General features: G+C 66.2%; 19 protein-coding genes. 9 read left to right on the forward strand and 10 right to left on the reverse strand.

What is annotated here, in order from left to right:
- Nucleotides 1-58: 58 nt before the first annotated feature.
- From AC2CQI_RS08850 to AC2CQI_RS08875, 6 genes are all read left to right on the forward strand, one after another.
- On the forward strand, nucleotides 59-892 hold the full coding sequence (locus AC2CQI_RS08850) for an alpha/beta fold hydrolase (protein WP_075804589.1): 834 nt from the start codon (nucleotides 59-61) through the stop codon (nucleotides 890-892).
- Complete coding sequence (locus AC2CQI_RS08855) at nucleotides 889-2,370, forward strand: aldehyde dehydrogenase (RefSeq protein ID WP_075804590.1); 1,482 nt, start codon at nucleotides 889-891, stop codon at nucleotides 2,368-2,370. Before AC2CQI_RS08850 ends, AC2CQI_RS08855 begins: the two co-directional genes overlap by 4 nt.
- 13 nt (nucleotides 2,371-2,383) lie before the next feature.
- Nucleotides 2,384-2,869 (forward strand): flavin reductase family protein, encoded by a 486-nt coding sequence (locus AC2CQI_RS08860; protein WP_075804591.1) that lies wholly within the window; start codon nucleotides 2,384-2,386, stop codon nucleotides 2,867-2,869.
- A gap of 227 nt (nucleotides 2,870-3,096) precedes the next feature.
- Nucleotides 3,097-3,486: a carboxymuconolactone decarboxylase family protein gene (locus AC2CQI_RS08865; protein ID WP_075804592.1), complete on the forward strand. Its 390-nt coding sequence runs from the start codon at nucleotides 3,097-3,099 to the stop codon at nucleotides 3,484-3,486.
- 90 nt (nucleotides 3,487-3,576) lie between these two features.
- The gene (locus tag AC2CQI_RS08870; RefSeq protein ID WP_075804593.1) at nucleotides 3,577-4,329 is read left to right on the forward strand and encodes a GntR family transcriptional regulator; all 753 of its coding nucleotides are present in this window, start codon (nucleotides 3,577-3,579) and stop codon (nucleotides 4,327-4,329) included.
- A 2-nt stretch (nucleotides 4,330-4,331) separates the two neighbouring features.
- Nucleotides 4,332-4,895, forward strand: coding sequence for an NUDIX hydrolase (locus tag AC2CQI_RS08875; RefSeq protein WP_075804594.1), 564 nt, complete (start codon nucleotides 4,332-4,334; stop codon nucleotides 4,893-4,895).
- Here AC2CQI_RS08875 and AC2CQI_RS08880 read toward each other — a convergent pair.
- On the reverse strand, nucleotides 4,885-5,766 hold the full coding sequence (locus AC2CQI_RS08880; RefSeq protein ID WP_075804595.1) for a LysR family transcriptional regulator: 882 nt from the start codon (nucleotides 5,764-5,766) through the stop codon (nucleotides 4,885-4,887). The two genes, AC2CQI_RS08875 and AC2CQI_RS08880, sit on opposite strands and share 11 nt — an antisense overlap.
- 161 nt (nucleotides 5,767-5,927) lie before the next feature.
- On the opposite strand from AC2CQI_RS08880, the gene AC2CQI_RS08885 reads away from it, so the two are divergent.
- Nucleotides 5,928-6,947: an alpha/beta hydrolase gene (locus tag AC2CQI_RS08885; protein WP_484579906.1), complete on the forward strand. Its 1,020-nt coding sequence runs from the start codon at nucleotides 5,928-5,930 to the stop codon at nucleotides 6,945-6,947.
- Between the two features lie 204 nt (nucleotides 6,948-7,151).
- On the opposite strand, the gene ycaC is transcribed toward AC2CQI_RS08885, so the two are convergent.
- Both ycaC and AC2CQI_RS08895 read right to left on the reverse strand, forming a co-directional pair.
- Nucleotides 7,152-7,769 (reverse strand): isochorismate family cysteine hydrolase YcaC, encoded by a 618-nt coding sequence (ycaC, locus tag AC2CQI_RS08890; RefSeq protein ID WP_075804597.1) that lies wholly within the window; start codon nucleotides 7,767-7,769, stop codon nucleotides 7,152-7,154.
- A 57-nt stretch (nucleotides 7,770-7,826) separates the two neighbouring features.
- Entirely contained in the window at nucleotides 7,827-9,665 is a 1,839-nt protein-coding gene (locus AC2CQI_RS08895; RefSeq protein ID WP_484580600.1) for an amidohydrolase, read from the reverse strand.
- Between the two features lie 424 nt (nucleotides 9,666-10,089).
- Between AC2CQI_RS08895 and AC2CQI_RS08900 the strand changes: the two genes are divergently transcribed.
- The gene (locus AC2CQI_RS08900; RefSeq protein WP_484579907.1) at nucleotides 10,090-12,864 is read left to right on the forward strand and encodes an ATP-binding protein; all 2,775 of its coding nucleotides are present in this window, start codon (nucleotides 10,090-10,092) and stop codon (nucleotides 12,862-12,864) included.
- On the opposite strand, the gene AC2CQI_RS08905 is transcribed toward AC2CQI_RS08900, so the two are convergent.
- A complete protein-coding gene (locus AC2CQI_RS08905; RefSeq protein WP_484579908.1) occupies nucleotides 12,850-14,226 on the reverse strand; it encodes an ATP-binding protein in 1,377 nt (458 codons plus the stop codon). The genes AC2CQI_RS08900 and AC2CQI_RS08905 overlap by 15 nt on opposite strands.
- Before the next feature lie 331 nt (nucleotides 14,227-14,557).
- Between AC2CQI_RS08905 and AC2CQI_RS08910 the strand changes: the two genes are divergently transcribed.
- A complete protein-coding gene (locus tag AC2CQI_RS08910) occupies nucleotides 14,558-15,703 on the forward strand; it encodes a GGDEF domain-containing protein (RefSeq protein WP_484579909.1) in 1,146 nt (381 codons plus the stop codon).
- A 48-nt stretch (nucleotides 15,704-15,751) separates the two neighbouring features.
- Here the strand turns inward: AC2CQI_RS08910 and AC2CQI_RS08915 are convergent, their stop codons facing one another.
- The 6 genes from AC2CQI_RS08915 to AC2CQI_RS08940 all read right to left on the reverse strand — a co-directional run bounded on the left by AC2CQI_RS08915 (nucleotide 15,752) and on the right by AC2CQI_RS08940 (nucleotide 21,759).
- Nucleotides 15,752-18,160: a TonB-dependent siderophore receptor gene (locus AC2CQI_RS08915; RefSeq protein ID WP_484579910.1), complete on the reverse strand. Its 2,409-nt coding sequence runs from the start codon at nucleotides 18,158-18,160 to the stop codon at nucleotides 15,752-15,754.
- Nucleotides 18,161-18,273: 113 nt separating this feature from the next.
- The gene (locus AC2CQI_RS08920) at nucleotides 18,274-19,101 is read right to left on the reverse strand and encodes a FecR family protein (protein WP_484579911.1); all 828 of its coding nucleotides are present in this window, start codon (nucleotides 19,099-19,101) and stop codon (nucleotides 18,274-18,276) included.
- Complete coding sequence (locus AC2CQI_RS08925) at nucleotides 19,098-19,631, reverse strand: RNA polymerase sigma factor (protein WP_484579912.1); 534 nt, start codon at nucleotides 19,629-19,631, stop codon at nucleotides 19,098-19,100. The genes AC2CQI_RS08920 and AC2CQI_RS08925 overlap by 4 nt, the downstream gene beginning before the upstream one ends.
- A gap of 182 nt (nucleotides 19,632-19,813) precedes the next feature.
- The gene (locus AC2CQI_RS08930; protein WP_484579913.1) at nucleotides 19,814-20,452 is read right to left on the reverse strand and encodes a LysE family translocator; all 639 of its coding nucleotides are present in this window, start codon (nucleotides 20,450-20,452) and stop codon (nucleotides 19,814-19,816) included.
- On the reverse strand, nucleotides 20,445-20,852 hold the full coding sequence (locus AC2CQI_RS08935; protein WP_484579914.1) for a DUF2000 family protein: 408 nt from the start codon (nucleotides 20,850-20,852) through the stop codon (nucleotides 20,445-20,447). The genes AC2CQI_RS08930 and AC2CQI_RS08935 overlap by 8 nt, the downstream gene beginning before the upstream one ends.
- A 52-nt stretch (nucleotides 20,853-20,904) precedes the next feature.
- Nucleotides 20,905-21,759, reverse strand: coding sequence for an AraC family ligand binding domain-containing protein (locus AC2CQI_RS08940; protein WP_484579915.1), 855 nt, complete (start codon nucleotides 21,757-21,759; stop codon nucleotides 20,905-20,907).
- Nucleotides 21,760-21,990 lie beyond the last annotated feature (231 nt).

Raw genomic sequence — 21,990 nt, forward strand, 5'->3', positions numbered from 1 at the left:
TGTCCACCGGGCCGGGGCGTGGGTCGCACCACGCCCGACTCTGAAGGAGCGCCCCACCATGATTCAGCCTGTCGCTGAACGTACACCTGCCGGCACCAGCTACCTGTCCACCGGCCAGGGCCAACCCGTGGTACTGATCCACGGCGTGGGCCTGAACAAAGAAATGTGGGGCGGACAGATCGTCGGCCTCGCCAGCGATTACCGCGTCATCGCCTACGACATGCTCGGCCACGGCCAGAGCCCGCGCCCGCAGGCCGGTACCCCGCTCAAGGGCTATGCCGAGCAACTGCTGGAACTGCTCGACCACCTGCAGATCACCCAGGCCACGGTGATCGGTTTTTCCATGGGCGGCCTGGTCGCTCGCGCCTTCGCCCTGCACTACCCGCAACGCCTGGCGGCGCTGGTGGTGCTCAACAGCGTGTTCAACCGCAGCCCCGAGCAGAGCGCCGGCGTGATCGCCCGTGCCGCACAGGCCGCCGAACATGGCCCCGACGCCAATGCCGAAGCGGCCCTGGCGCGCTGGTTCAGCCGCGAATACCAGGCGGCCAACCCGGCCCAGGTCGCGGCCATCCGCCAGACCCTGGCCGGCAACGACCCGCAGGGCTACCTGACCACTTATGAGTTGTTCGCCACCCAGGACATGTACCGTGCCGACGACCTCGGCAGCATCCAGGTACCGACCCTGATCGCCACCGGCGAGCACGACCTCGGTTCGACCCCGACCATGACCCGCGAACTGGCCGCGCGCATTCCCGGCGCCCAGAGTGTGGTCCTGGCCGAACAGCGGCATATGATGCCGGTGGAGTCGCCGCGCCTGGTCAACCAGATGCTGCTGGACTTCCTCGGGCACGCCCGCACTCTCTCCGACTCAGCCAAGGGGATCGTTGCATGACTCTCTCCCGTTTCCAGATGTGCATCGACGGCCAGTGGCTGGATGCACAAAGCGGCAAGACCTTCGACAGCCTCGACCCGGCCACCGCGCAAGTCTGGGCACAACTGCCCGACGCCGCCGAAGCCGATGTCGAACTGGCCGTGCAGGCCGCGCAGAACGCCTTCGACAGCCAGGCCTGGCGTGGCCTTACCGCCACCGCCCGGGGCAAGCTGCTGCGCCGCCTCGGCGACCTGATCGCCGAGAACAAGGAACACCTGGCCCAACTGGAAAGCCGCGACAACGGCAAGCTGATCCGCGAAACCCGCGGCCAGGTCGGCTACCTGCCGGAGTTCTTCCACTACACCGCAGGCCTGGCCGACAAGCTCGAAGGCGGCACCCTGCCCCTCGACAAGCCGGACCTGTTCGCCTACACCGTGCATGAGCCAATCGGCGTGGTCGCTGCGATCATCCCGTGGAACAGCCCGCTGTACCTGACTGCGATCAAGCTGGCCCCGGCCCTGGCCGCCGGCAACACCATCGTGATCAAGCCGTCCGAGCACGCCTCGGCGACCATCCTCGAACTGGCCCGCCTGGCCCTCGAAGCCGGCTTCCCGGCCGGCGTGGTCAACGTGGTCACCGGCTACGGCCCGAGCACCGGCGCGGCGCTGACCCGTCACCCGCTGATCCGCAAGATCGCCTTCACCGGCGGCGCCGCCACCGCGCGTCACGTGGTGCGCAGCAGTGCCGAGAACTTCGCCAAGCTGTCCCTGGAACTGGGCGGCAAGTCGCCGAACATCATCTTCGCCGACGCCGACCTCGACAGCGCGATCAATGGCGCCGTGGCCGGCATCTACGCCGCCTCGGGCCAGAGCTGCGTGGCCGGTTCGCGCCTGCTGGTGCAGGACGAGATCTTCGACGAGTTCGTCGAGCGCCTGATCGAACGGGCCAAGCGCATCCGCATCGGCAACCCGCAGGACGAAACCAGCGAGATGGGCCCGATGGCCACCGCCCAGCAACTGGCCGTGGTCGAAGGCCTGGTCGCTGCCGCCAATGCCGAAGGTGCGCGCCTGCGCATGGGCGGCAAGCGTGCCGAGGTCGAGGGTGAAGGCTGGTTCTACGAGCCGACCCTGTTCGAGTGCGACAGCAACTCGATGAAGATCATGCAGGAAGAAGTCTTCGGCCCGGTCGCCGCGGTGATCCGCTTCAAGACCGAGGAAGAAGCCCTGGCGATCGCCAACGACTCGCAGTTCGGCCTCGCCGCCGGCATCTGGACCCGCGACCTGGGCCGTGCCCACCGCCTGGCCCGCGACGTGCGTTCGGGGATCATCTGGGTCAACACCTACCGCGCCGTGTCCGCCATGGCGCCGATCGGTGGCTTCAAGAACAGTGGTTATGGCCGCGAAAGCGGTATTGACTCGGTGCTGGCCTACACGGAACTGAAAACGGTCTGGATCAACCTCTCGACCGCGCCCATGCCCGACCCCTTCGTGATGCGCTGAAAGGTGAACTGAAATGATCGAACCCGGCATCTACAAAGACGTGATGGGCTCCTTCCCGTCCGGCGTGACCGTCGTCACCACGCTGGATGCCGAGGGCGGCATCGTCGGCATCACCGCCAGCGCCTTCAGCGCGCTGTCGATCGAACCGGCGCTGGTGCTGTTCTGCCCCAACTACGCCTCCGACACCTACCCGATCCTGCGTGACAGCAAGCGTTTCGCCATTCACTTGCTGGCCGCCGGGCAAACCGCCGAAGCCTACGCCTTCGCGGGTAAAGGCAAGGACAAGGCCAAGGGCATCGAGTGGAGCCTGAGCGAACTGGGCAACCCGGTGCTGGCCCATGCCACGGCGGTGATCGAATGCGAGCTGTGGCGCGAGTATGACGGTGGCGACCACGCGATCATCGTCGGCGAAGTGAAGAACCTGATTCTTCCCGAGCAGCCGGCGACGCCGATGATCTACCACAAGGGCAAGCTGGGCGCCCTGCCGAACCTCGGCTAACGCCGCCATCCCTGTAGGAGCGTGGCTTGCCCGCGAAGGAGTGCGAAGCGCTCCCAGAATTGGTGCTGTCAGTGAGATTTTGGGACCGCTAGCGCGGTCCTTCGCGGGCAAGCCACGCTCCTACAGCGAAATCGCAATACCTTTGTTTTCAGGGGTGCCGCCGAGCAACCACTCACCTTCGGTTTGCGGCACCCCGTTTTTCATCACCCCATGCAGGAACCCCGGGCATGAGCAACGAGAAGTACGAAAAAGGCCTCGCCATCCGCACCCAGGTACTGGGCGAGGACTACGTCAACCGCTCTATCCAGAACGCCGACGACTTCACCAAGCCGCTGCAGGAACTGGTCACCGAGTACTGCTGGGGCCATGTCTGGGGCCGAGACGGTTTGTCGCTGAAAGAACGCAGCATGATAAACTTGGCAATGATTTCCGCGTTGAACCGGCCCCACGAACTCAAGCTGCACATCCGCGGTGCCTTGCGCAACGGACTGAGTCGTGAACAAATACGCGAGATTCTGCTCCAGGTCGGTATCTATTGCGGTGTACCCGCGGCGGTGGACAGCTTCCGCCTGGCCCGCGAAGCCTTCGCCGAGGCCGACTCGGAGTCAACCAGTTAATACTGGCTGTTCTTGACCCACCGCAGGACGCACCCGATCGGCGAGTGCGTCGATGTCGCTGGCGCAACAGCCAATTGCAGAGCGCAGAAGATGAAACGCCAGCCACTCGACGACAGCTTCAAGGTCAACCGCAACCCCGTTACCCTGCGCGAAATCGTGCTCGACAAACTGCGCAGCGCGATCATGAATTTCCACCTCCTGCCCGGCGACCGCCTGGTCGAACGCGACCTCTGCGACCGCCTCGGCGTCAGCCGCACCTCGGTACGTGAAGCCCTGCGCCACCTGGAGTCCGAAGGCCTGGTGGAATTCGCCGATGCCAAGGGCCCGCGCGTGGCCATCATCACCCTCGAAGACGCCCGCGATATCTACGAGCTGCGCTGCGTGCTCGAAGGCCTGATCGTCCAGTTGTTCACCCTCAATGCCAAGGCCAAGGACATCCGCGCCCTGGAGAAGGCCCTTGAGGAGAACCGCAACGCCCTCACCGACGGCGAGCTGCAACAGGTGCTGGAATCGGTGCAAGGCTTCTACGACGTGCTCCTGGAAGGCTCCGGCAACCATGTCGCCGCCACCCAGCTGCGCCAGTTGCAGGCGCGTATCAGCTACCTGCGCGCCACTTCCGTGTCCCAGGAAAACCGCCGTGGCGCGAGCAACCGGGAGATGGAAAAGATCGTCGAGGCGATCAAGAGCGGCGACCCGCTGGCCGCGCACCAGGCCTCCGTCGATCACGTCCGCGCCGCCGCCAAGGTCGCCCTGGACTACCTGCGGTCCAAGCAGGAAGACAACAGCAAGATCCGTGAGATCGCCACGCCGATCGCCATCAAAGAACCCCGCATAGGTCGCTGATCATGCCCGCCGTCCCGCGTTTCTGCCCGCAATGCTCCGCCGCGCTGCACCAGGGACGGCCGGACGGCGATACCCACGAGCGCCTGATGTGCGGCGGCTGCGGGTACATCCACTACATCAATCCGAAGATCATCGCCGGCTGCATCATCGAGCGCGACGGCAAGTACCTGCTGTGCCAGCGCGGCATCCCGCCGCGCCCCGGCACCTGGACCCTGCCGGCGGGCTTCATGGAGGCCGGGGAAACCACCGAGCAGGCGGCGCTGCGCGAGGTCTGGGAAGAAACCGGGGTGCGCGGCGACATCGTCTCGCCCTACTCGATCTTCAGCGTGCCGAAGATCAGCGAGGTGTACATCATCTTCCGCGCCGTGGCCCTGGAGATCACCGGCCAGTGGGGCCCGGAAACCATGGACTGCCGCTTCTTCGCCCCCGATGAAATCCCCTGGGACGCCATCTACTACCCGGCGATCCGGCAGATCCTCGAACGCTACATCGAGGAACGCCAGGCCGGGGTCTATGGCATCTACATGGGCAACGACGACAGCGGCAAGGTGCACTTCATGCGCTGAGGCGCTCGCGCATGAACTCGATCAGCGCCTGCACCGGGCGCGCACTCTGCCGGTGTTGCGGATAGACCGCCGAAAGCTGCAACGGCTCGGTGACGAAGTCCTGCAGGACCGTCACCAACTGACCCGCCGCCAAGGCTTCGCCGACGATGAAGGTCGGCAGGTAGGTAATCCCCATCCCCTTCACCGCCGCATCGCGCAGCAGCTCACCGTTGTTCGCGCGCATGCGCCCGCACACCGTCACCGTGCGCGACTTGCCCTGTTCGAGGAAACGCCATTGCACCTGGCGGCCGTGGCCGTAGGGCAGGCAGTCGTGGTCGACCAACTGGTCCGGGTGTGACGGCGTGCCTTTGCGCTGCAGGTACTCGGGGCTGGCGCAGTAGACCCGGTCAACCGCTGCCAGGCGCCGGGCGATCAGGGTCGAGTCTTCCAGCACGCCAATCCGCAGGGCCAGGTCGTAGCCTTCGCCGAGCAGGTCCACCGAGCGGTCGCTCAGGTCCACCTCGACGCTGACCTGCGGATAACGCTGGAGAAATTCCGGGAGCAGGCAGCCCAGGTGGGCCACGGCAAACGACAGCGGCGCACTCACGCGCACCGTGCCACGGGGTTCGCTGGTCTGCCCGGCGATGCCCTGCTCCACCTGCTCGACCTCGTTGAGCAGGCGCAGGGAGGATTCGTAGTAGCTCTGGCCCAGGGGCGTCGGGTCGAGGCGCCGGGTCGAGCGGTTCAGCAGGCGCACGCCCAGGCGCTCTTCCAGGGCCATCAGGCGGCGGCTGACGAACTGCTTGGACAGGCCCAGCTTGTCGGCCGCAGCGGTAAAGCTGCCGGACTCCATGACCTGGGCAAACACACGCATATCTTCAAACGGGTTCATTGTCTCTTTCCAGTGGACAGTTAAACGCTTTATAGCGGCTTTTTCACTTCCGCGCATCCCAATAATCTAGCCACACCTTACAGCGCAGCCCAAACCAACCGCGGCGCTGATGGCTTCAAACCTTGCTGCCCACACCTCATACGAAGAAAAGGAATCTCACCATGAAACTGATCAACAAAACCCTCGGCGCCACCCTTCTCGCCCTGTCCATCGGCAACGCTTTCGCGGCCGGCAGCCCTGGCGTCGAACAGCAGACCCAGGCCTTCCTCGAAGCCCTGGAAAAAGGCGGCGGCAAACCGCTGGAGCAACTGGCCCCGAAGGATGCCCGTGCAGTGCTGACCGGTGCCCAGGCTTCGGTCCAGGTGGACCTCTCCGGGATCGAAGTCAGCGAGAAGATCATCAGCGTCGGCCAGGACAAGGTCACCCTGAAGATCGTCCGTCCGGCCAAGGTCGCCAGTGAGTTGCCGGTGTTCATGTTCTTCCACGGTGGCGGCTGGGTCATCGGCGACTTCCCGACCCACCAGCGCCTGATCCGCGACCTGGTGGTCGGTTCCGGTGCCGTCGCGGTCTACGTTGACTACACGCCATCGCCGGAGGCCCATTACCCCACCGCGATCAACCAGGCCTACGCTGCCACCCAATGGGTCGCCGAGCATGGCAAGGAGATCGGTGTCGACAGCAAGCGCCTGGCAGTGGCCGGCAACAGCGTCGGCGGCAACATGGCGGCGGTGGTCGCGCTGATGGCCAAGGAAAAGAAAACCCCGGCCCTGCGCTTCCAGTTGCTGCTGTGGCCGGTGACCGATGCCAGCTTCGAGACGGCTTCGTACAAGCAGTTCGGTGAAGGGCACTTCCTCACCACCGGGATGATGAAATGGTTCTGGAACAGCTACACCACCGACCAGGCCCAGCGCGCCGGCATCCACGCCTCGCCGCTGCGGGCCAGTGCCGAACAGCTCAAGGGCCTGCCGCCTGCGCTGGTGCAGACCGCCGAGTTCGACGTGCTGCGTGACGAAGGCGAAGCCTATGCCCGCAAGCTGGACGCGGCCGGGGTCGATGTCACGGCGGTGCGCTACAACGGCATGATCCACGACTACGGCCTGCTCAACCCGCTGGCCAAGGTGCCGGAAGTGCAGGCGGCGATGCGTCAGGCGGCGCTGGAGCTGAAGGCGCATCTGAACTGAAAGGCAGGAAATGGGAGGGGCCGCAAACGCGGCCCCTTTTGCTTTTTGTGTTGTTCTTTCGGGCCTCATCGCTGGCAAGCCAGCTCCCACAATGCCAGCAGCGCTGCCGAACCCTGTGGGAGCTGGCTTGCCAGCGATGAGGCCATCAGCCACACAAGAAAAATCGCGGCGAGCCCAAGAGCCTGCCGCGACCCGAACCTGCTCTTACTTCAGAGCCGCATAGCTGTTCATCAGGTTGCGATAGTTGGGAATCCGCTGCGACAGCAGGTTGCCCAGGCCTTCGATATCGTTGCGCCAGTCGCGGTGCAGCTCACAGGCCACCGAGAACCAGTTCATCAATTGCGCGCCCGCAGCACTCATCCGTGCCCAAGCCGCCTGCTGCACGGTGTCGTTGAAGGTGCCGGACGCATCGGTCACCACGAATACTTCATAACCTTCCGCCAGCGCCGACAGGGTCGGGAACGCCACGCAAACGTCGGTCACCACACCCGCGATGATCAGCTGCTTGCGCCCGGTGTTCTTGATCGCCTGGACGAAGTCGGCATTGTCCCAGGCATTGATCTGGCCAGGACGGGCGATGTACGGCGCATCCGGGAACAGTTCCTTCAGTTCCGGCACCAGCGGGCCGTTCGGGCCTTGTTCGAAGCTGGTGGTGAGGATGGTCGGCAGGCCGAAGAACTTGGCCAGGTCGCCCAGGGCCAGCACGTTGTTCTTGAACTCGTTGGGCGAGAAGTCCTGTACCAGCGAGATCAGGCCAGTCTGGTGATCCACCAGCAACACCACCGCGTCGTCTTTGTTCAGGCGTTTGTAGTCGTTGCTCATTTCATGACTCCTCTACAGAGAAAGAGGCGCGGGCCCCTGCCCGCGCCGGGGTGGAACTCAGAAAGCGAAGCAGGAACAGCCGAACGCGCCCCAGAAGCCCTGGAAGTCGCTGACCGGTACGTTGGACATCCGCGCGCGCTCATGGCTGTGCGAATGCACGCCGCAGGGGCCGCTGCACTGGTGTACCTGGGCCTGCAACGGCGAAGACGGACGCCAGTGCCCCGGAACCTTGACCACCGGCGACCAGTCCGGCAGCACCGGGATGTCCTTCGGACCCAGCGGCCCGAACTCGCCGGCACCGTAGACCACCTTGCCGCCAACCACGGTCAGCAGCGACTCGATCCACTTGATGGCCTCTTCCTCGACGCTGAAGAAGTCGGCGCTGAGTACCGCCACGTCCGCCAGTTGGCCGACCTTGATCTGGCCTTTCTTGCCCTGCTCGGAGGAGAACCAGGCGCTGCCATGGGTGAACAGCTCCAGCGCGGTGGAGCGCGGCAGGCCTTCCTGGTGCAGGGCCAGGCCGCCGACGGTGCGGCCGCTGACCATCCAGTACAGCGAAGTCCACGGGTTGTAGCTGGAAACTCGGGTCGCATCGGTACCGGCGCCCACCGGCACGCCTTCGGCCAGCATGCGCTTGATCGGTGGCGTGGCCTCGGCCGCCTTGGCGCCGTAGCGGTCGACGAAGTACTCGCCCTGGAAGGCCATGCGGTCCTGGATCGCGATACCACCGCCCAGCGCCCGGACCCGCTCGATGTTGCGCGGGGTGATGGTCTCGGCGTGGTCGAAGAACCACGGCAGGCCGTTGAACGGGATATCGCGGTTCACTTTCTCGAACACATCGAGCATGCGGCTGATGGATTCGTCATAGGTGGCGTGCAGGCGGAACGGCCAGCGCTGCTCGACCAGGTGACGCACCACCGGTTCCAGATCCTGCTCCATGGACGGTGCCAGGTCCGGGCGCGGTTCGAGGAAGTCCTCGAAGTCGGCAGCGGAGAACACCAGCATCTCGCCGGCACCGTTGTGCCGCAGCATGTCGTCGCCCTGGTGCAGCTTGACGCTGCCGGTCCAGTTCTTGAAGTCGGCCAGCTCTTCCTTGGGCTTCTGGGTGAACAGGTTGTAGGCGATGCGTACGGTCAGTTGCTCTTCCTTGGCCAGATGCTCGATCACCTCGTAGTCGTCCGGGTAGTTCTGGAAGCCGCCACCGGCGTCGATGGCGCTGGTCAGGCCAAGACGGTTGAGCTCGCGCATGAACTGGCGGGTCGAGTTGATCTGGTATTCCAGCGGCAGCTTCGGCCCCTTGGCCAGGGTCGAGTAGAGGATCATCGCGTTCGGCCGCGCCACCAGCATGCCGGTCGGCTCGCCACGGGAATCACGGACGATCTCGCCACCCGGCGGGTTCGGCGTGTCCTTGGTGTAGCCCGCCACGCGCAGGGCCGCGCGGTTGAGCAAGGCGCGGTCATACAGGTGGAGGATGAACACCGGGGTGTCCGGCGCGGCCTGGTTGATTTCCTCCAGGGTCGGCATGCGTTTTTCGGCGAACTGGAATTCGTTCCAGCCACCCACCACCCGCACCCATTGCGGGCTCGGCGTACGCTCGGCCTGGTCCTTGAGCATGCGCAGGGCATCGGCCAGGGACGGCACGCCCTCCCAGCGCAGTTCCAGGTTGTAGTTGAGGCCGCCACGGATCAGGTGCAGGTGCGAGTCGTTGAGGCCGGGAATGGCGCAGCGGCCCTTGAGGTCGATGACCTGGGTGGCGCTGCCACGGGCGGCCATGGCTTCGGCATCGGTGCCGACGGCGACGAAGCGCCCGTCCTTGATGGCCACGGCGCTGGCTTCGGGTTTTTCCCGGTCCACGGTGTGGAAGCGGCCATTGAACAGAATCAGATCGGCATTCATTGCAGGTCCCTGGTCTGGAGTGAGTGAGGCGAAGGACAACCGCGGCAGCAAGGTCGCCGCCGCGGTCAGGAGGGATCCGGCGGCCAGCAGGCGGCGCCGGGTCGGGTCGTTGCGGTCATCCTGGTCGGTCATGAAGGACGTTCCGATGGTGTGTGCCGGGAATTCTTCAGGGCGGGTGGGGGATGTACGAGTTAATCGTTGTTAATTATCTCCCCTTGCCCTGTAGGCCTTTGTCCAACCGGTCAAAGCCGCGTAGACCGGGCTTTTGCCAGCGAGGCGTGACAAGCGTAGCCGGGGCAAAAAGCCACCAAGGCCCAAGGAAGCATTGCCTTGTCGGGCAAACCTCCCCAACATGCTCGCAAACCACAGGCCAGAGCCCTTCCATGGCCCTTGCCGGCAGTCGGAACAGCGTCAGGAGTATGAAGTGAGCCGTCACCGTGAACAGGCCGTGCAGTTCGGCCCTTATCGGGTCTTTCCCGGCCAGCGCCTGATCGTAGAAAACGACCGCCCCCTGCGCCTCGGCCGGCGCGCCATGGACATTCTCCTGGCGCTGCTGGAACACCCCGGCGAAGTGCTGGGCAAAAGCGAGCTGATGGCCCGGGTCTGGCCGGATACCGTGGTCGAGGACATCAGCCTGCGGGTGCATATCGCCGCCCTGCGCAAGGCTCTTGGCGATGGCCAGGGCGGGCAGCGCTACATCGTCACCGTCGCCCAGCGCGGCTACAGCTTTGTCGCCCCCTTGCGCGCCCAGACCGAGGAGCCCCTGGCACCGACCCAGGTGCCGCACAACCTGCCCCTGCGGCGCACCCGCCTGATCGGTCGGCAGATCCTGGTCAATCAACTGCTCGGGCAACTGACCCGCCAGCGCCTGCTGACCCTCGCCGGCCCCGGCGGCATCGGCAAGACCACCGTGGCCCTGCGGGTCGCCGAGCAACTGATCGGCCAGTACCGCGACGGCATCCGTCTGCTCGACCTCAGCACCCTCACCAGCCCGTCCACCATCGTCAGCAACCTGGCCGGGGTGCTCGGCCTCGCCCTGCCCGACCAGGCGCCGCTGGAGGCGCTGTGCGAACACCTGCGCGAGCGGCATCTGCTGTTGCTGCTCGACAATGCCGAGCACCTGGTGGACTCGGTCGCCAGCCTCTGCGAGCACCTGCTGCGCTGCGCCCCGGAGTTGCAGATCCTGGTCACCAGCCGCGAGAGCCTGCGCGCCGAAGGCGAGGCGGTGCAGCGCCTGGAAACCCTCGAATGCCCGCCCGCCGATGCCCCCGACGATCCCGCCGTGGCCCTGAACTACGGCGCGGTGCAACTGTTCGTCGAGCGCGCCATCGCCAACCAGGAACCGTTCGAACTGAATGCCGGCAACGTAGCCACCGTGGTTGCCATCTGCCGCCAACTGGACGGCATCCCCCTGGCCCTGGAACTGGCCGCCGCGCAACTCGCCAGCCTCGGCCCTGACACCCTGCTCGCCGACCTGCGCCGCCACCTGCTGCCGGTGCCGGGCGACGAGCGCCGCCAGCACCTGCTCGGCGCCACCCTGGACTGGAGCTTCCAGTTGCTCGCCGACAGCGAACGCACCGTGCTGCGCCGGCTCAGCGTGTTCCGTGGCGGTTTCAGCCTGAACTCGGCGATGACCCTGGCGGCGGGCGAACGCCTGTCCCCGGACCAGGTGCGCGATGCGGTGAGCCAACTGGTCACCCAGTCGCTGCTCAATGTCGATGTCGGCGACGAAGACGTGTTCTACCGCATGCTCGACACCACTCGTAGCTACGCCCTGGACAAGCTGCAACAGGCCGGCGAGCTGCCCGAAGCGCTCAAGCGCCATGCCGAGCGCTGCCTGGCGATCATGCAGCAAGCCGAACGGGAGTGGTCGCGGACCAGTGCCGAACAGTGGCTGGAACGTTACTCGCGCTGCCTGGACGACCTGCGCGGCGCGCTGGAATGGGGTTTCGCCAATGCCGAGGCAGGATTACTGGGCGCACGCCTGACCGCCGCCTCCGCGCCCTTGTGGCAAGAGCTTTCGCTGCTCTCGGAACATGGCCGGCATATCCGCAAGGCCCTGCGCCGCCTGGAAGCCGACGCCCATCCCGGCGGCAGCCTGGCGATCAACCTGAAGCTCGCCATGGGCACCTTCAGCTACCACGATCACGGCGGCGTCCCCACCACCCTCGACGCTTTTGCCAGCGCCCGGCACATGGCCGAAGCCCACGGCGACCTGCCCGGCCAGCTACGGGCGATCTCCGGCAATATGGCGGTGCACCTGAGCCGCGGCGAATACCAGGAAGCCTTGCAACTGAGCCGCGACTTCGACCAGCGCGGCCTCAGTCAGGACCCGCAACTGGCCCTCAGCGCCCAGCGCCTGCGCGGTCTTGGCCTGCATTTCACAGGTGACCAGGCCGGCGCCCGGCGTGAATCGGACGACGCCCTGCAACGCATGGCCCACAGCGGCCGGCTCAACCGCTTTACCCATGGCTTCGGCGTGCAGTACGACCAGAGCGTCGCCGCCCTGACCCTGCAGGCACGGATCCTCTGGTTGCAAGGTTTGCCGGAGCAGGCCGCGTGCAGCGCCAACCAGGCCCTGGAACTGGCGGTGCAGATCAACCATGGCACCACCCTCTGCTACACCCTCGCCCTGAGCGGCTGCGTGATCCCTTGGTACAACGGCGACCGGGAGCTGGCGCGGGAGCGGGTGCGCCTGCTGCGCGAGCAGTCGCTGCGTCACTCGGTGGGCTTGTTCCGCGACTGGTCGGAGCACTACGCCCAGGCGTTCGAAACGGCGGCTGAACGGCCGCTGGGCGCAGCCAACGGGTTGATCGGCGATCTGCTGGCGACCCTGGTGCCGGGCCGGGTGGACGCCACCCTGCTGCAACGGGCCCAGAGCGGCGCAGCGGGCTGGGCCAGTGCCGCCCTGCTCTGCTCCCGGGCGGCGGAGCTGCTGAACGCTGCCACCGGCGATGCCCGCCAGGAGGCCGAAAGCCTGCTGCTCAAGGCCCTGGGTGTGGCGCGCAAGCAGCAGGCCCTGGCCTGGGAACTGCGCAGCGCCACCGCCCTGGCGCAACTCTGGCTGGAACAGCAACGACCGCTACCGGCGCGGCAGTTGCTGGCACCGGTCTACGCACGTTTCAAGGAAGGTTTCGCCAGCATCGAGCTGCTGCGTGCCCGGCATCTGCTGGAGCAACTGCCGCTACGCCGGGACTGACTGGCGCACCTGCCCGAGGTACCAGCGGGTGCTGTTGAGCACCCGGTAGCGCGCCAGGCCATGTTCCACCGTGAGCAGGGACTTGGCCGCCAGTTGCTCCACCGCCCGGACCGTCACCAGCGGGCCGAGGCCGGCGGCGGCGGCATGGGCGACGGCCTGCTCCAGGCTGAAGCCCCGACCCAGGGTGACCAGGCACTGCAATACCTGCTGCTCGGCGTCGGACAGGCGCTGGAAACTCCAGTCCAGCGCCGCCTTCAACGACTGATGCCGGGCCTCGGCGGTACGCCGGCCGCGATTGAGCACCTGCAAGCCCTCGTTCAACTGCGCACGCAGGCCGACCAGGGCAAACACATCGATCTGCGCCGCCGCCAGTTCCAGGGCCAGGGGCAGCCCGTCGAGGCGCCGGCAGATGTCCCAGACGGTCTTGAGGTCCTGCTGACGCAGCTGGAAATCCGGCTGGCGGGCCTGGGCGCAGGTGACGAACAGGCGTACCGCCGCATAGCTCATGAACTGCTCGACGCTGTGGGCGTCGCTGCCCGGTGGGACGGCCAGGGGCGAGACCGGCAGCAGGGTCTCGCCACGCACCCGCAGCGGCTCGCGGCCGATTACCAGCAGGCTCACGCCCGGGGCCAGTGCCAGCAGGGCGTCGACCAGGCGGCGGCTGGCTTTCGGCTGGGCCTCGCAATGGTCCAGCACCAGCAGCGCCTGGCGTTGCAGCAGATGGCCGGGCAGTCCGCCAAGGGGACAATCGCTGCGGGGTTGCAGGCCCTGGTCGCGCAGCAACCCGGCCACGGCGTCGTCCGCGCAGTGCGCCTGGGCAAAATCCAGCAGCCACACGCCATCGCGCCAGCGCTTGGCCTGCGCCTCGGCGGCGGCCAGGCCCAGGCTGCTCTTGCCCACGCCGACCGGTCCGGTGAGGGTCACCAGGCGCCGCTGGGCCAGCAGCAAGGCCAGGGCCGCCAGTTCCTCGTCGCGGCCGATGATCCGGCTCAGGCGTGTGGGCAGGTTGTTCGCCGGCAGCACGGGGGCCTGGCCTTCGCGCCGCACGGGGGCGACGAAGCAGTAGCCCTGGCCGGGCAGGTTGACGATAAAACCGTCGCCGAGGGCCCGACGCAGGGCGGCGATATGCACCCGCAGGTTGATTTCCTCAACCACGCTGCCGGGCCAGACCCGGGCCAGCAGGGTCTGCTTGTCGACCACCGCGCCGGCGTGTTCGAGCAGCACCAGGAGAATCTCCAGCGCCCGACCGCCCAGGCGCAGCGGCTGGCCGTCGGCGAGCAGCAGGCGTTGTCCGGTGTGGACGATAAAGCGGTCGAAGCGCAGTGCCTCGACCGGACTGCAAACCCTGGCCAGCGTACCCAACAGCGTCCACCTCCGCGGCAAAAGTCTTTGCCGACCATCTTGGCAGCGGAGGATGGCGGGACAACCGTGGCGGGGGGCGGGATACGGACAATCGGAGGGTGGGGACGGACATGGATGGAGGTTGTGGCTGATGGCCCTATCGCTGGCAAGCCAGCTCCCCACTGGTTCTGTGTACGCCGCGACCCCTGTGGGAGCTGGCTTGCCAGCGATGAGGCCATCAGCCCCAGCAACGAAACAAACGTGACAAAACGTCCACAACGCTCCGAAAAAACGTTTCAACAGCTTACAATCCCGCCCCATTCGTAATTAACAAGAAAGGTCCCGTCAGTACATGACGCTCGATCCCCCTACCATGCTGGTCCTCACTGTCGTCCTCGCCGCGACCGCCGCGCTGTACCTGGCGATCGAATGGGGCAGCGTGCGGGAAAACTCGCTGCTGTTCTGGAGCGCCGGCTTCGCCACCATCACCATCGGCTCGACCCTGGCGCTGATGCGCAGCAACGGCCTGCTGGTGCTGGGCATCTGGTTCGCCAACGGCCTGCTGGTGACCGCCCACTGGCTGTTCCTTCTGGGTGTCGCGCGTTTCACCGAAACCCGCCTGTCACGGGCCTGGTACCTGATCTTCGTGCTCTGGGGCGCGCTGCTCCTGCTGCCCGACGACCAGTGGTGGTCCAAGGTCATGACCTTCTTCAATGCCGGCCTGGTGGGCGTTCTGGCCCTGCGCGCCAGCGCCCTGCTGCGGCCTCACGGCAGGTCCCTCAGCGTCGGCGCCGTGCAGTTGCGCTATGTAATGCTCGGCCACGGCCTGTTCTACGTGCTCAAGGCCTGCCTGGCGATGGTCCCCGGGACCCTGCTGGACCTGGCCTCGTTCCGCGGCGAGATCATCCAGATCTCCCTGGTGGAAGGTGCGGTGGCGCTGATGCTGATCGCCCTGTCGATGACCGGCAGCGAACGCTACCGTCGGGAAAAGCGCATCGCCCGCCTCGCCGCCCGCGACCCGCTGACCACCCTGTACAACCGCCGCGCCCTGGAAGTGCGGGCGCCGCGCCTGCTGGACAATGTTTCGGTGCAGCATCCAGGTGCCCTGCTGCTGATCGATATCGACAACTTCAAGCTGGTCAACGACCTGTACGGGCATGCGGCCGGCGACCGCCTGCTGGTGAGCCTCGGCGAGATGATCCTCGCCGGGCTGCCGCAAGACGCCCTGGCGGCGCGGCTGGGCGGCGATGAATTCGTGATCCTGCTGGGCAATGCCTCCCCCGAACGCATCGTCGCCCTCGGCAGCGCCCTGCGCGACGGCTTCCGTCACCAGGCTTCGACCTTCGTCACGCCGGAGCCGGTGACCCTGAGCATCGGCGCCAACCTGTTCGAATACCCGCCGGCCAGCCTCGCGGCGCTGATCGAGCAGAGCGATGCGGCACTGTATGAATCCAAGCGCGGTGGGCGGGACAGTATCCGTCTGGTGGATGCACGCTGATTGCTGATGGCCCCATCGCTGCGATGGGGCCCGAAAGCACTCCCCGAATTAGAAGCGGTACTTGGCAGTCAGCATGTAGTTGCGCGGATCGCCGACAAAATTGCCGCCAACGGTGGTCATGATGCTGGAATAGTAATCGCGGTCGAAAATGTTGTTGGCGTTCAGGCTGACGCTCAGGTGCCGGTCGACATCATAGCTGGCGAACAGGTCGGTCACCGCGTAACCGCCCTGCTCGATGCCGGCGCTGGTGTAGATATCGCTCTGCACATGCAGACCGCCACCGACCTTCCAGCGGTTCAAGTCACCCGGCAGGCGGTAGCTGGTGGCCAGCTTGAACAGGTTGAGCGGCAGGTTGGTACCGTAGCGCTCGCCGCTGGACTGGGTGCCGATCGGCGCATAGTCACTGGGCTTGCGGTGCTTGGCGTAGTTGTAGGTGTAGCCGGCCGACAGTTGCCAGTCCGGCAGCACTTCGCCGCTGACCTCGAACTCGACGCCCCGGCTGCGCACCTCGCCCGACGCCCCGTAGCAGTCCGGCATGGCCCCGCAGGTGGCGGCATCCAGCTGCACCGGGAGGTTCTCCAGGTCGATCTGGAACAGCGCGACACTGGCATTCAGGCGCCCGTCGAAGTACTCGCCCTTGAGCCCGACCTCATAGTTGCTGCCTTCCTGCGGGTCCAGCAGACCGCCGCCGGCCATGCTGTAGTTCTGCGGATTGAAGATCCGCGTCCAGCTGGCATAGGCGGTATAGGTGTCGTTCAGGTCGTAGGTGAAGCCCAGGTAGGGGGTGAATTCCCGGGTCGCCTTGTACTCGTCGTTGCCGGTCCAGGTGCCGGAATGGGTGGTCAGTTCGTAGGCGTACCAGTCCAGGCGCCCGCCGGCGGCCATCTTCAGGGCGTCGGTCAGGCTGAAGCGCGCGGTGAGGTAGACGCTGGACTGGTCGATCTTGCCGTCCCGCGACCAGGCGTCACTGATGGCGGGCTTGGGCACGCCCTTGCCATTGAACGCCAGCGGGTCGAACTCGTAGACGAAGCCCAGGGGCCAGCCGCCAGGGCCGTCGTCGATATCCTGCTGGCGGTAGCTGCCGCCGACCACCAGCTCATGGCTGCGGCCGAACAGTTCGAACGGACCGCTGGCATAGCCGTCGAGGCTGGTCTGGGTGTTTTCGTAGTGGTACTTGCCGAAGCCGAAACCGAGGTCGCGGGAGGTCTCGTCCGGGCGATAGAGGTAGGAGCCGAACATGTCCATCTGGCTTTTCAGCGCAGTGGCGGCGAACTTCGCCGTCCAGTCGTTGGCGAAGCGGTGGGTGATGTCGGCGAAGACCGTGCTGCTTTCCTTGTCCCAGTACGACCAGCTCGGGCTCATCCGGGTCGAGCGGGAAATATCGAGGAAGCTGCCATCGGCGTTGGTGCCGCGGCCGTTCCAGTCGGCGCCGGGGTTGTTGTCCTGGCTCCAGCTGTAGCCCACGGCGACCGTGGTGGCGTCGTCGAGGTCGGCTTCGAGCACGCCGTAGAACAGGCTGCGGCGGTTCTCATAGTCGTCGATGTAGGAATTGCGGTCCTGCAGCGACAGCACGGTGCGCCCGCGCAGCGTACCGCTAGCATTGAGCGGGCCGCTGAGGTCCAGTTCGCCGCGGTAGTTGTCCCAACTGCCGGCGCCGGCGGTGATGCTGCCCTGGAAGGTTTCGGTGGGGCGCTTGCGCACCAGGTTGATCGAGCCGCCCGGGGACCCCGCGCCCTCCATCAGGCCCGAGGCGCCACGCACCACTTCGACCCGGTCGTACATGGACAACAGGCCGGTGGACAGGCTGGCTTCGTCGTAGGCCACGGGAATCCCGTCGACCATCAGGTTGTTCAACTGGAAACCCCGGGAGTTGAAGCGCTCGCGCTCGCCGCCCCACTTGGTCAGGGTCAGGCCGGTGGTGTACTTCACCGCATCGCCGAGGGTGGTCATGGCCTGGTCCTCGATGCGCTGGCGGGTCACCACGCTCACCGACTGCGGGGTTTCCCGCGGGGTCAGGGCCAGCTTGGTGCCGCTGCTCATGGTCCCGGTGGTGTAGGAGCCGGTGCTTTCGCTGGTGGCACCGAGGCCACTGGCGTTGATGCTGGTGGCGTCCAGTTGCAGCGCGCCGTCGTCGGCGGAAGCCGGGCTGGACACCAGGTAGCTGCCGTCCCCGGTTTTCTGCAGCTTCAGGCGGCTGCCGCGCAGCAGGCGTTGCAGGGCCTGCTCCACCGTGACGTCGCCACTCAAGGCCGGCGCCTGCAGGCCCTCGGCGCTGTCGGTGGCGAACAGGATGCGCGCCCCGGTCTGCCCGGCCAGGGCGTTCAGGGCCTGATCCAGCGGCTGGGCCGGCAGGTTCACGGCATGCCGGGCCTCCTGGGCCTGCAGGCTGGTCGCCAAGGTGATGCTGACGGCCAGCAATGACAGGCGGCGCAAACGGCGCGATGTGTTGATGCTCATTGGACTCCCCGATAGTGCAGTCGAAAAACGCGTTCTGAATCGACGCTCACAGGGAGTGGCGAATGGGCCCGGGAAAATGTTGAGGTCCGGAATGAAAAATATTCTCTTTTCCGTCAACGACTGCGGATCGACACCTGGCCATCGGCGGCACGCTCCACATTGATCGGCAGGATCGACGGCAGCAGGTCGAGCAGCGGCTCCACCGCAGCGCTGTCGAATTCACCGGAAAGCCGCTGGCCGGCAGCCCGGCTGTCGAGCAGGTGGATCGGCGCCTGGCGATAGCGTTGCAAGTCGACGATCACCTCGCGCAACGGCGTGCCGTCGAAGCGCAGCTTGCCCTGTTGCCAGGCGGTGACACGGGTCGGGTCCACCGGGATGACCGGGCCGATCTGCGCGTCCCTGGCCTGCACCTGCTGGCCACCGAGCAGGCGCCGGGGCGCGACGGCGGCGCTGGAGACTTCCACCTCGCCCTCCACCACCGCCACGGCGACGCCGCGGCTGTCGCTGCGCACGTTGAACACGGTGCCGATATCGCGCACGGCAATGCCCTGGCTGCGCACGATGAACGGTTGCGGGCCGTGGGCCACGGTGAAGGTCGCTTCGCCCTCGAGCAGCTCGAACTGGCGGCTGCGCAGGCGGTGTTCGATGCGCAGGCGGCTGTTGCTGTCGAGGACCAACTGGCTGCCGTCGGCCAGGGTCAGGCGCTCGCGCTGGCCGATGGCGACGCGCACCTCGTCGCTGTAGTACGACGGGTCGAAAACCCAGGCCGCAGCGGCCAGCAGCAACACTGACAGTCCACCACCCAGGGCACGCTTGCGCTGGCGTTGGCGCGCGCTCTGGGCCTTGGCCTCGGCCAGCAGGGCGTCGCGGGACGGCACACGCTCGCGCAGGGCCTGCTCGAACGGGGTCAGGGCGTCGGCGGGTTTCTCGGTGTTCTTCATGGGGTCGCCAGGGCCCGGCGCGCCGGTTCCCACTGGCGGGCGATGGTGTGCATGGCGCGGGAGAAATGCTGGGTGACCATGTTCAGGGAAATGCCCAGCTCGGTGGCGATTTCCTTCTGTGGCATGCCGTGGATGCGATGCAGCAGGAACACCTGGCGGGCCCGGGCCGGCAGGCTGTCGATGATGGCCAGCAAGGCATGCAGTTGCTGCTCGAAGTCGAGGCTGGCGGCGCCGTCGAGGTCGTGCACATGCCAGTCGGGGACGTCCGGGGTGTAGTCGATCAAGGCCGCACGGCTGTTATCGGCGCGGCGGCGGTCGATGGCCTTGTTGAAGGACACCTTGCGCAGGAAAGCGAACGGCAGCTTCACCGGCTGTTGCGGGGGTTTCTCCAGCAACTGCACGCAAACGTCATGCACCACCTCGCGGGCGAACTGGCTGCCCTGGAAGCGCCGGCGGATATAGGCGACCAGATCGTCGTAATGCAGCGCCAGGGCCCCGATCAGTTCGGGGTTGGAGGTGGAATCGGGCATGATGGCAAGGGTGTGCGAATGGGAGTGGTTCGCATTATATGCATTAGGGAAGCGTTGCCAAGGCATGTTGTTCTGGTGACTCTCAGGGCCTCATCGCTGGCAAGCCAGCTCCCACAGGGTCCGAGTCGCTGCAAAACCCTGTGGGAGCTGGCTTGCCAGCGATGAGGCCCTGAACATCCCCATCAAACCAGCCCGCTCTCCGAGCACACCAGCATCACCGCCAGCACCAGCATCGCCCCGCCCGACACCCGGCCGACCCAGCGCGTAGCCGCCGGCCGCGAACGCAACGCGACCCCGGCGCCCAGCCCCACCAGCGAATACACCACCGCGCAACTGGCCGTGTAGATCAACCCCAGCACCACGATCTGCCAGGCGACGCTCAGGCTCGCCTGGGCAGTGGTCCACGGCGGGACGAAGGCGACGAAGAACAGGAAGCCCTTCGGATTCAAGCCGCTGACCAGCGCACCACGGACGAACTGCCCGAGCCGGCTGACCCGCAGTGCCTCAGCCCCCGCCTCCACCACCGGCGGATTGCGCAACAAGCCCATGCCCAACCAGCCCAGATACGCCGCGCCCACCAGGCTCAGGCCCGTGAGAAAAGTGGTATTGCCCGCCACCAACACCTCGAAGCCGCCGGCCACCACCAGCGTCAAGGCGACATACCCGGCGAGCAACCCGGCCACCGCCGCCATCACCCCCTTGCCGCGCAGGCCTTCGGCGATCGCATAGGCCCAGTCCGGCCCCGGGATCACCACGAAGACCATGGCAAAGGCCCAGAAGCCCCACAGCGTCGTCGCATTCATTCCGGTGAACTCAGCCATGCAATGCGAGCCCCTTCAACGCCTTGTCCACGGCCTTCTTCGGCCCGCGCAGGGCCAGGCCCACCAGGTTCAGGTTGGCCGGATCCTCGGCGAGGAACACTTCGCGATTGGCCACGTCGTGGCCGGTGGCGAACATCGCCTGGACATAGGGCGACAGGGTCAGGCCGCGCTCCAGGCCGATGCGGTGAGCCTTCTGCAACCCGGCCAGGTCGCCTTCGAAGATCATCATCGGCTGGCCGAACAGGTTGCCGTAGGTGTTGCCGGCGGCGTCCACGTAGGGTTCGCCCATGACCTCGGGCGCAGCGGCGGCGATACCGGTGGAGAGGAAGGCCACCACATTCAGGCGCTGCCAGGTGGCAAGGTCGTCGCGCACGACGATGGCTACTTTGCTGTCGAACATCGGGAAACTCCAGATCAGAACCGAGGCGTCATGATCGGAGCCGGGGGGCGGGTCAGTCTGTAAGGTTTGTGCACTGTCGGCGGTAGGCCGCCGGGGTCATGCGAAACGCACGACGGAACCACACGCCGAGGTGGCTCTGGTCGGAGAAGCCGGTTTCCGCCGCCACGTCCACCGGCTTCATGCCCCGCGCCAGCAAGGCCCGCGCCGCGCGCAGACGCAGGCGTACCAGGTAGGCATGGGGCGATTGGCCATAGGCTTTCTTGAACTGCCGGGTCAGGCGGAAACGGTCGACGCCCGAGTAGGTCGCCAGCTCTTCGAGGCTGACGTCGTGGGCCATCTGTGCATGCAGGAAGTCCCGCGCCCGCTGCAGTTCCTCCGGCGAATCGCGGCGCAGCGAAGCCGGCTTTAGGTAGAGATGGCGCGACAGCACAGCGAGCAACTGGTCCATGCCCTGGTCCCGGGCCAGCCGGCCCTCGTTGTTGTGCAGGGCGAGAAAGGCCTGCTGGATCGCCCCGGTCAGGTGCACATCGTCGGTCAGCGTGCTGTGGAAGGCCGCCTGCAGGCTGGAGGCATCGCCCATGCCGAGGCGCTCGGTCATGCGGCTGACGAAGGACTGCGGCAGGTAGAGCATGGCGTAGGTGAACCCCTCGGCTTCCGGGGCATGGCCATCATGCACCGCGCCCGGCTCGATCAGGATCGCCCGGCCAGGCGTACTGACATGCAGCGAGCGGTTGCAACTGAACTGCTGCACGCCCTGCTGGGTCACGCCCACCAGCATCTCGTCGTGGTCATGGGGGTCGTAGGCGTGGCCCTCGAAATGCGCATGAACGCTTTCGATGCCGGTTTCCGCGTCACGACGCATGTGAATCCAGTCGTTGTCGCGGGTGTCGTGTGAATCAACGCTCATATGGGCCGTCGGGGGTTGAATGGCGGGCTGCGGAGCCGGAGGATGAACACCTGACTCGTGCCGTGCAAGGAGACCGGAAAAATGCCAGCGGGAAATACAATCTATCTGGATGACCTGGCGGTTGGCGATGTTTTTGTCAGCGAGGAACATGCGCTGGACGCCGAACAGATCATCCGTTTCGCTACAGAGTTCGACCCATAACCTTTCCATATCGACGCAGATGCCGCCAGG

The sequence above is a fragment of the Pseudomonas sp. P2S-1 genome (assembly GCF_057197725.1).

Bases quoted from the DNA above. Each gene is read 5' to 3' on its own strand.
- AC2CQI_RS08875 (WP_075804594.1), top strand. From the start codon at position 4,332: ATGCCCGCCGTCCCGCGTTTCTGCCCGCAATGCTCCGCCGCGCTGCAC.
- ycaC (WP_075804597.1), bottom strand. From the start codon at position 7,769: ATGAGCAACGACTACAAACGCCTGAACAAAGACGACGCGGTGGTGTTG.
- AC2CQI_RS08885 (WP_484579906.1), top strand. From the start codon at position 5,928: ATGAAACTGATCAACAAAACCCTCGGCGCCACCCTTCTCGCCCTGTCC.
- AC2CQI_RS08915 (WP_484579910.1), bottom strand. From the start codon at position 18,160: ATGAGCATCAACACATCGCGCCGTTTGCGCCGCCTGTCATTGCTGGCC.
- AC2CQI_RS08925 (WP_484579912.1), bottom strand. From the start codon at position 19,631: ATGCCCGATTCCACCTCCAACCCCGAACTGATCGGGGCCCTGGCGCTG.
- AC2CQI_RS08930 (WP_484579913.1), bottom strand. From the start codon at position 20,452: ATGGCTGAGTTCACCGGAATGAATGCGACGACGCTGTGGGGCTTCTGG.
- AC2CQI_RS08870 (WP_075804593.1), top strand. From the start codon at position 3,577: ATGAAACGCCAGCCACTCGACGACAGCTTCAAGGTCAACCGCAACCCC.
- AC2CQI_RS08865 (WP_075804592.1), top strand. From the start codon at position 3,097: ATGAGCAACGAGAAGTACGAAAAAGGCCTCGCCATCCGCACCCAGGTA.
- AC2CQI_RS08910 (WP_484579909.1), top strand. From the start codon at position 14,558: ATGACGCTCGATCCCCCTACCATGCTGGTCCTCACTGTCGTCCTCGCC.
- AC2CQI_RS08920 (WP_484579911.1), bottom strand. From the start codon at position 19,101: ATGAAGAACACCGAGAAACCCGCCGACGCCCTGACCCCGTTCGAGCAG.
- AC2CQI_RS08850 (WP_075804589.1), top strand. From the start codon at position 59: ATGATTCAGCCTGTCGCTGAACGTACACCTGCCGGCACCAGCTACCTG.
- AC2CQI_RS08940 (WP_484579915.1), bottom strand. From the start codon at position 21,759: ATGAGCGTTGATTCACACGACACCCGCGACAACGACTGGATTCACATG.
- AC2CQI_RS08855 (WP_075804590.1), top strand. From the start codon at position 889: ATGACTCTCTCCCGTTTCCAGATGTGCATCGACGGCCAGTGGCTGGAT.
- AC2CQI_RS08860 (WP_075804591.1), top strand. From the start codon at position 2,384: ATGATCGAACCCGGCATCTACAAAGACGTGATGGGCTCCTTCCCGTCC.
- AC2CQI_RS08880 (WP_075804595.1), bottom strand. From the start codon at position 5,766: ATGAACCCGTTTGAAGATATGCGTGTGTTTGCCCAGGTCATGGAGTCC.
- AC2CQI_RS08935 (WP_484579914.1), bottom strand. From the start codon at position 20,852: ATGTTCGACAGCAAAGTAGCCATCGTCGTGCGCGACGACCTTGCCACC.
- AC2CQI_RS08895 (WP_484580600.1), bottom strand. From the start codon at position 9,665: ATGAATGCCGATCTGATTCTGTTCAATGGCCGCTTCCACACCGTGGAC.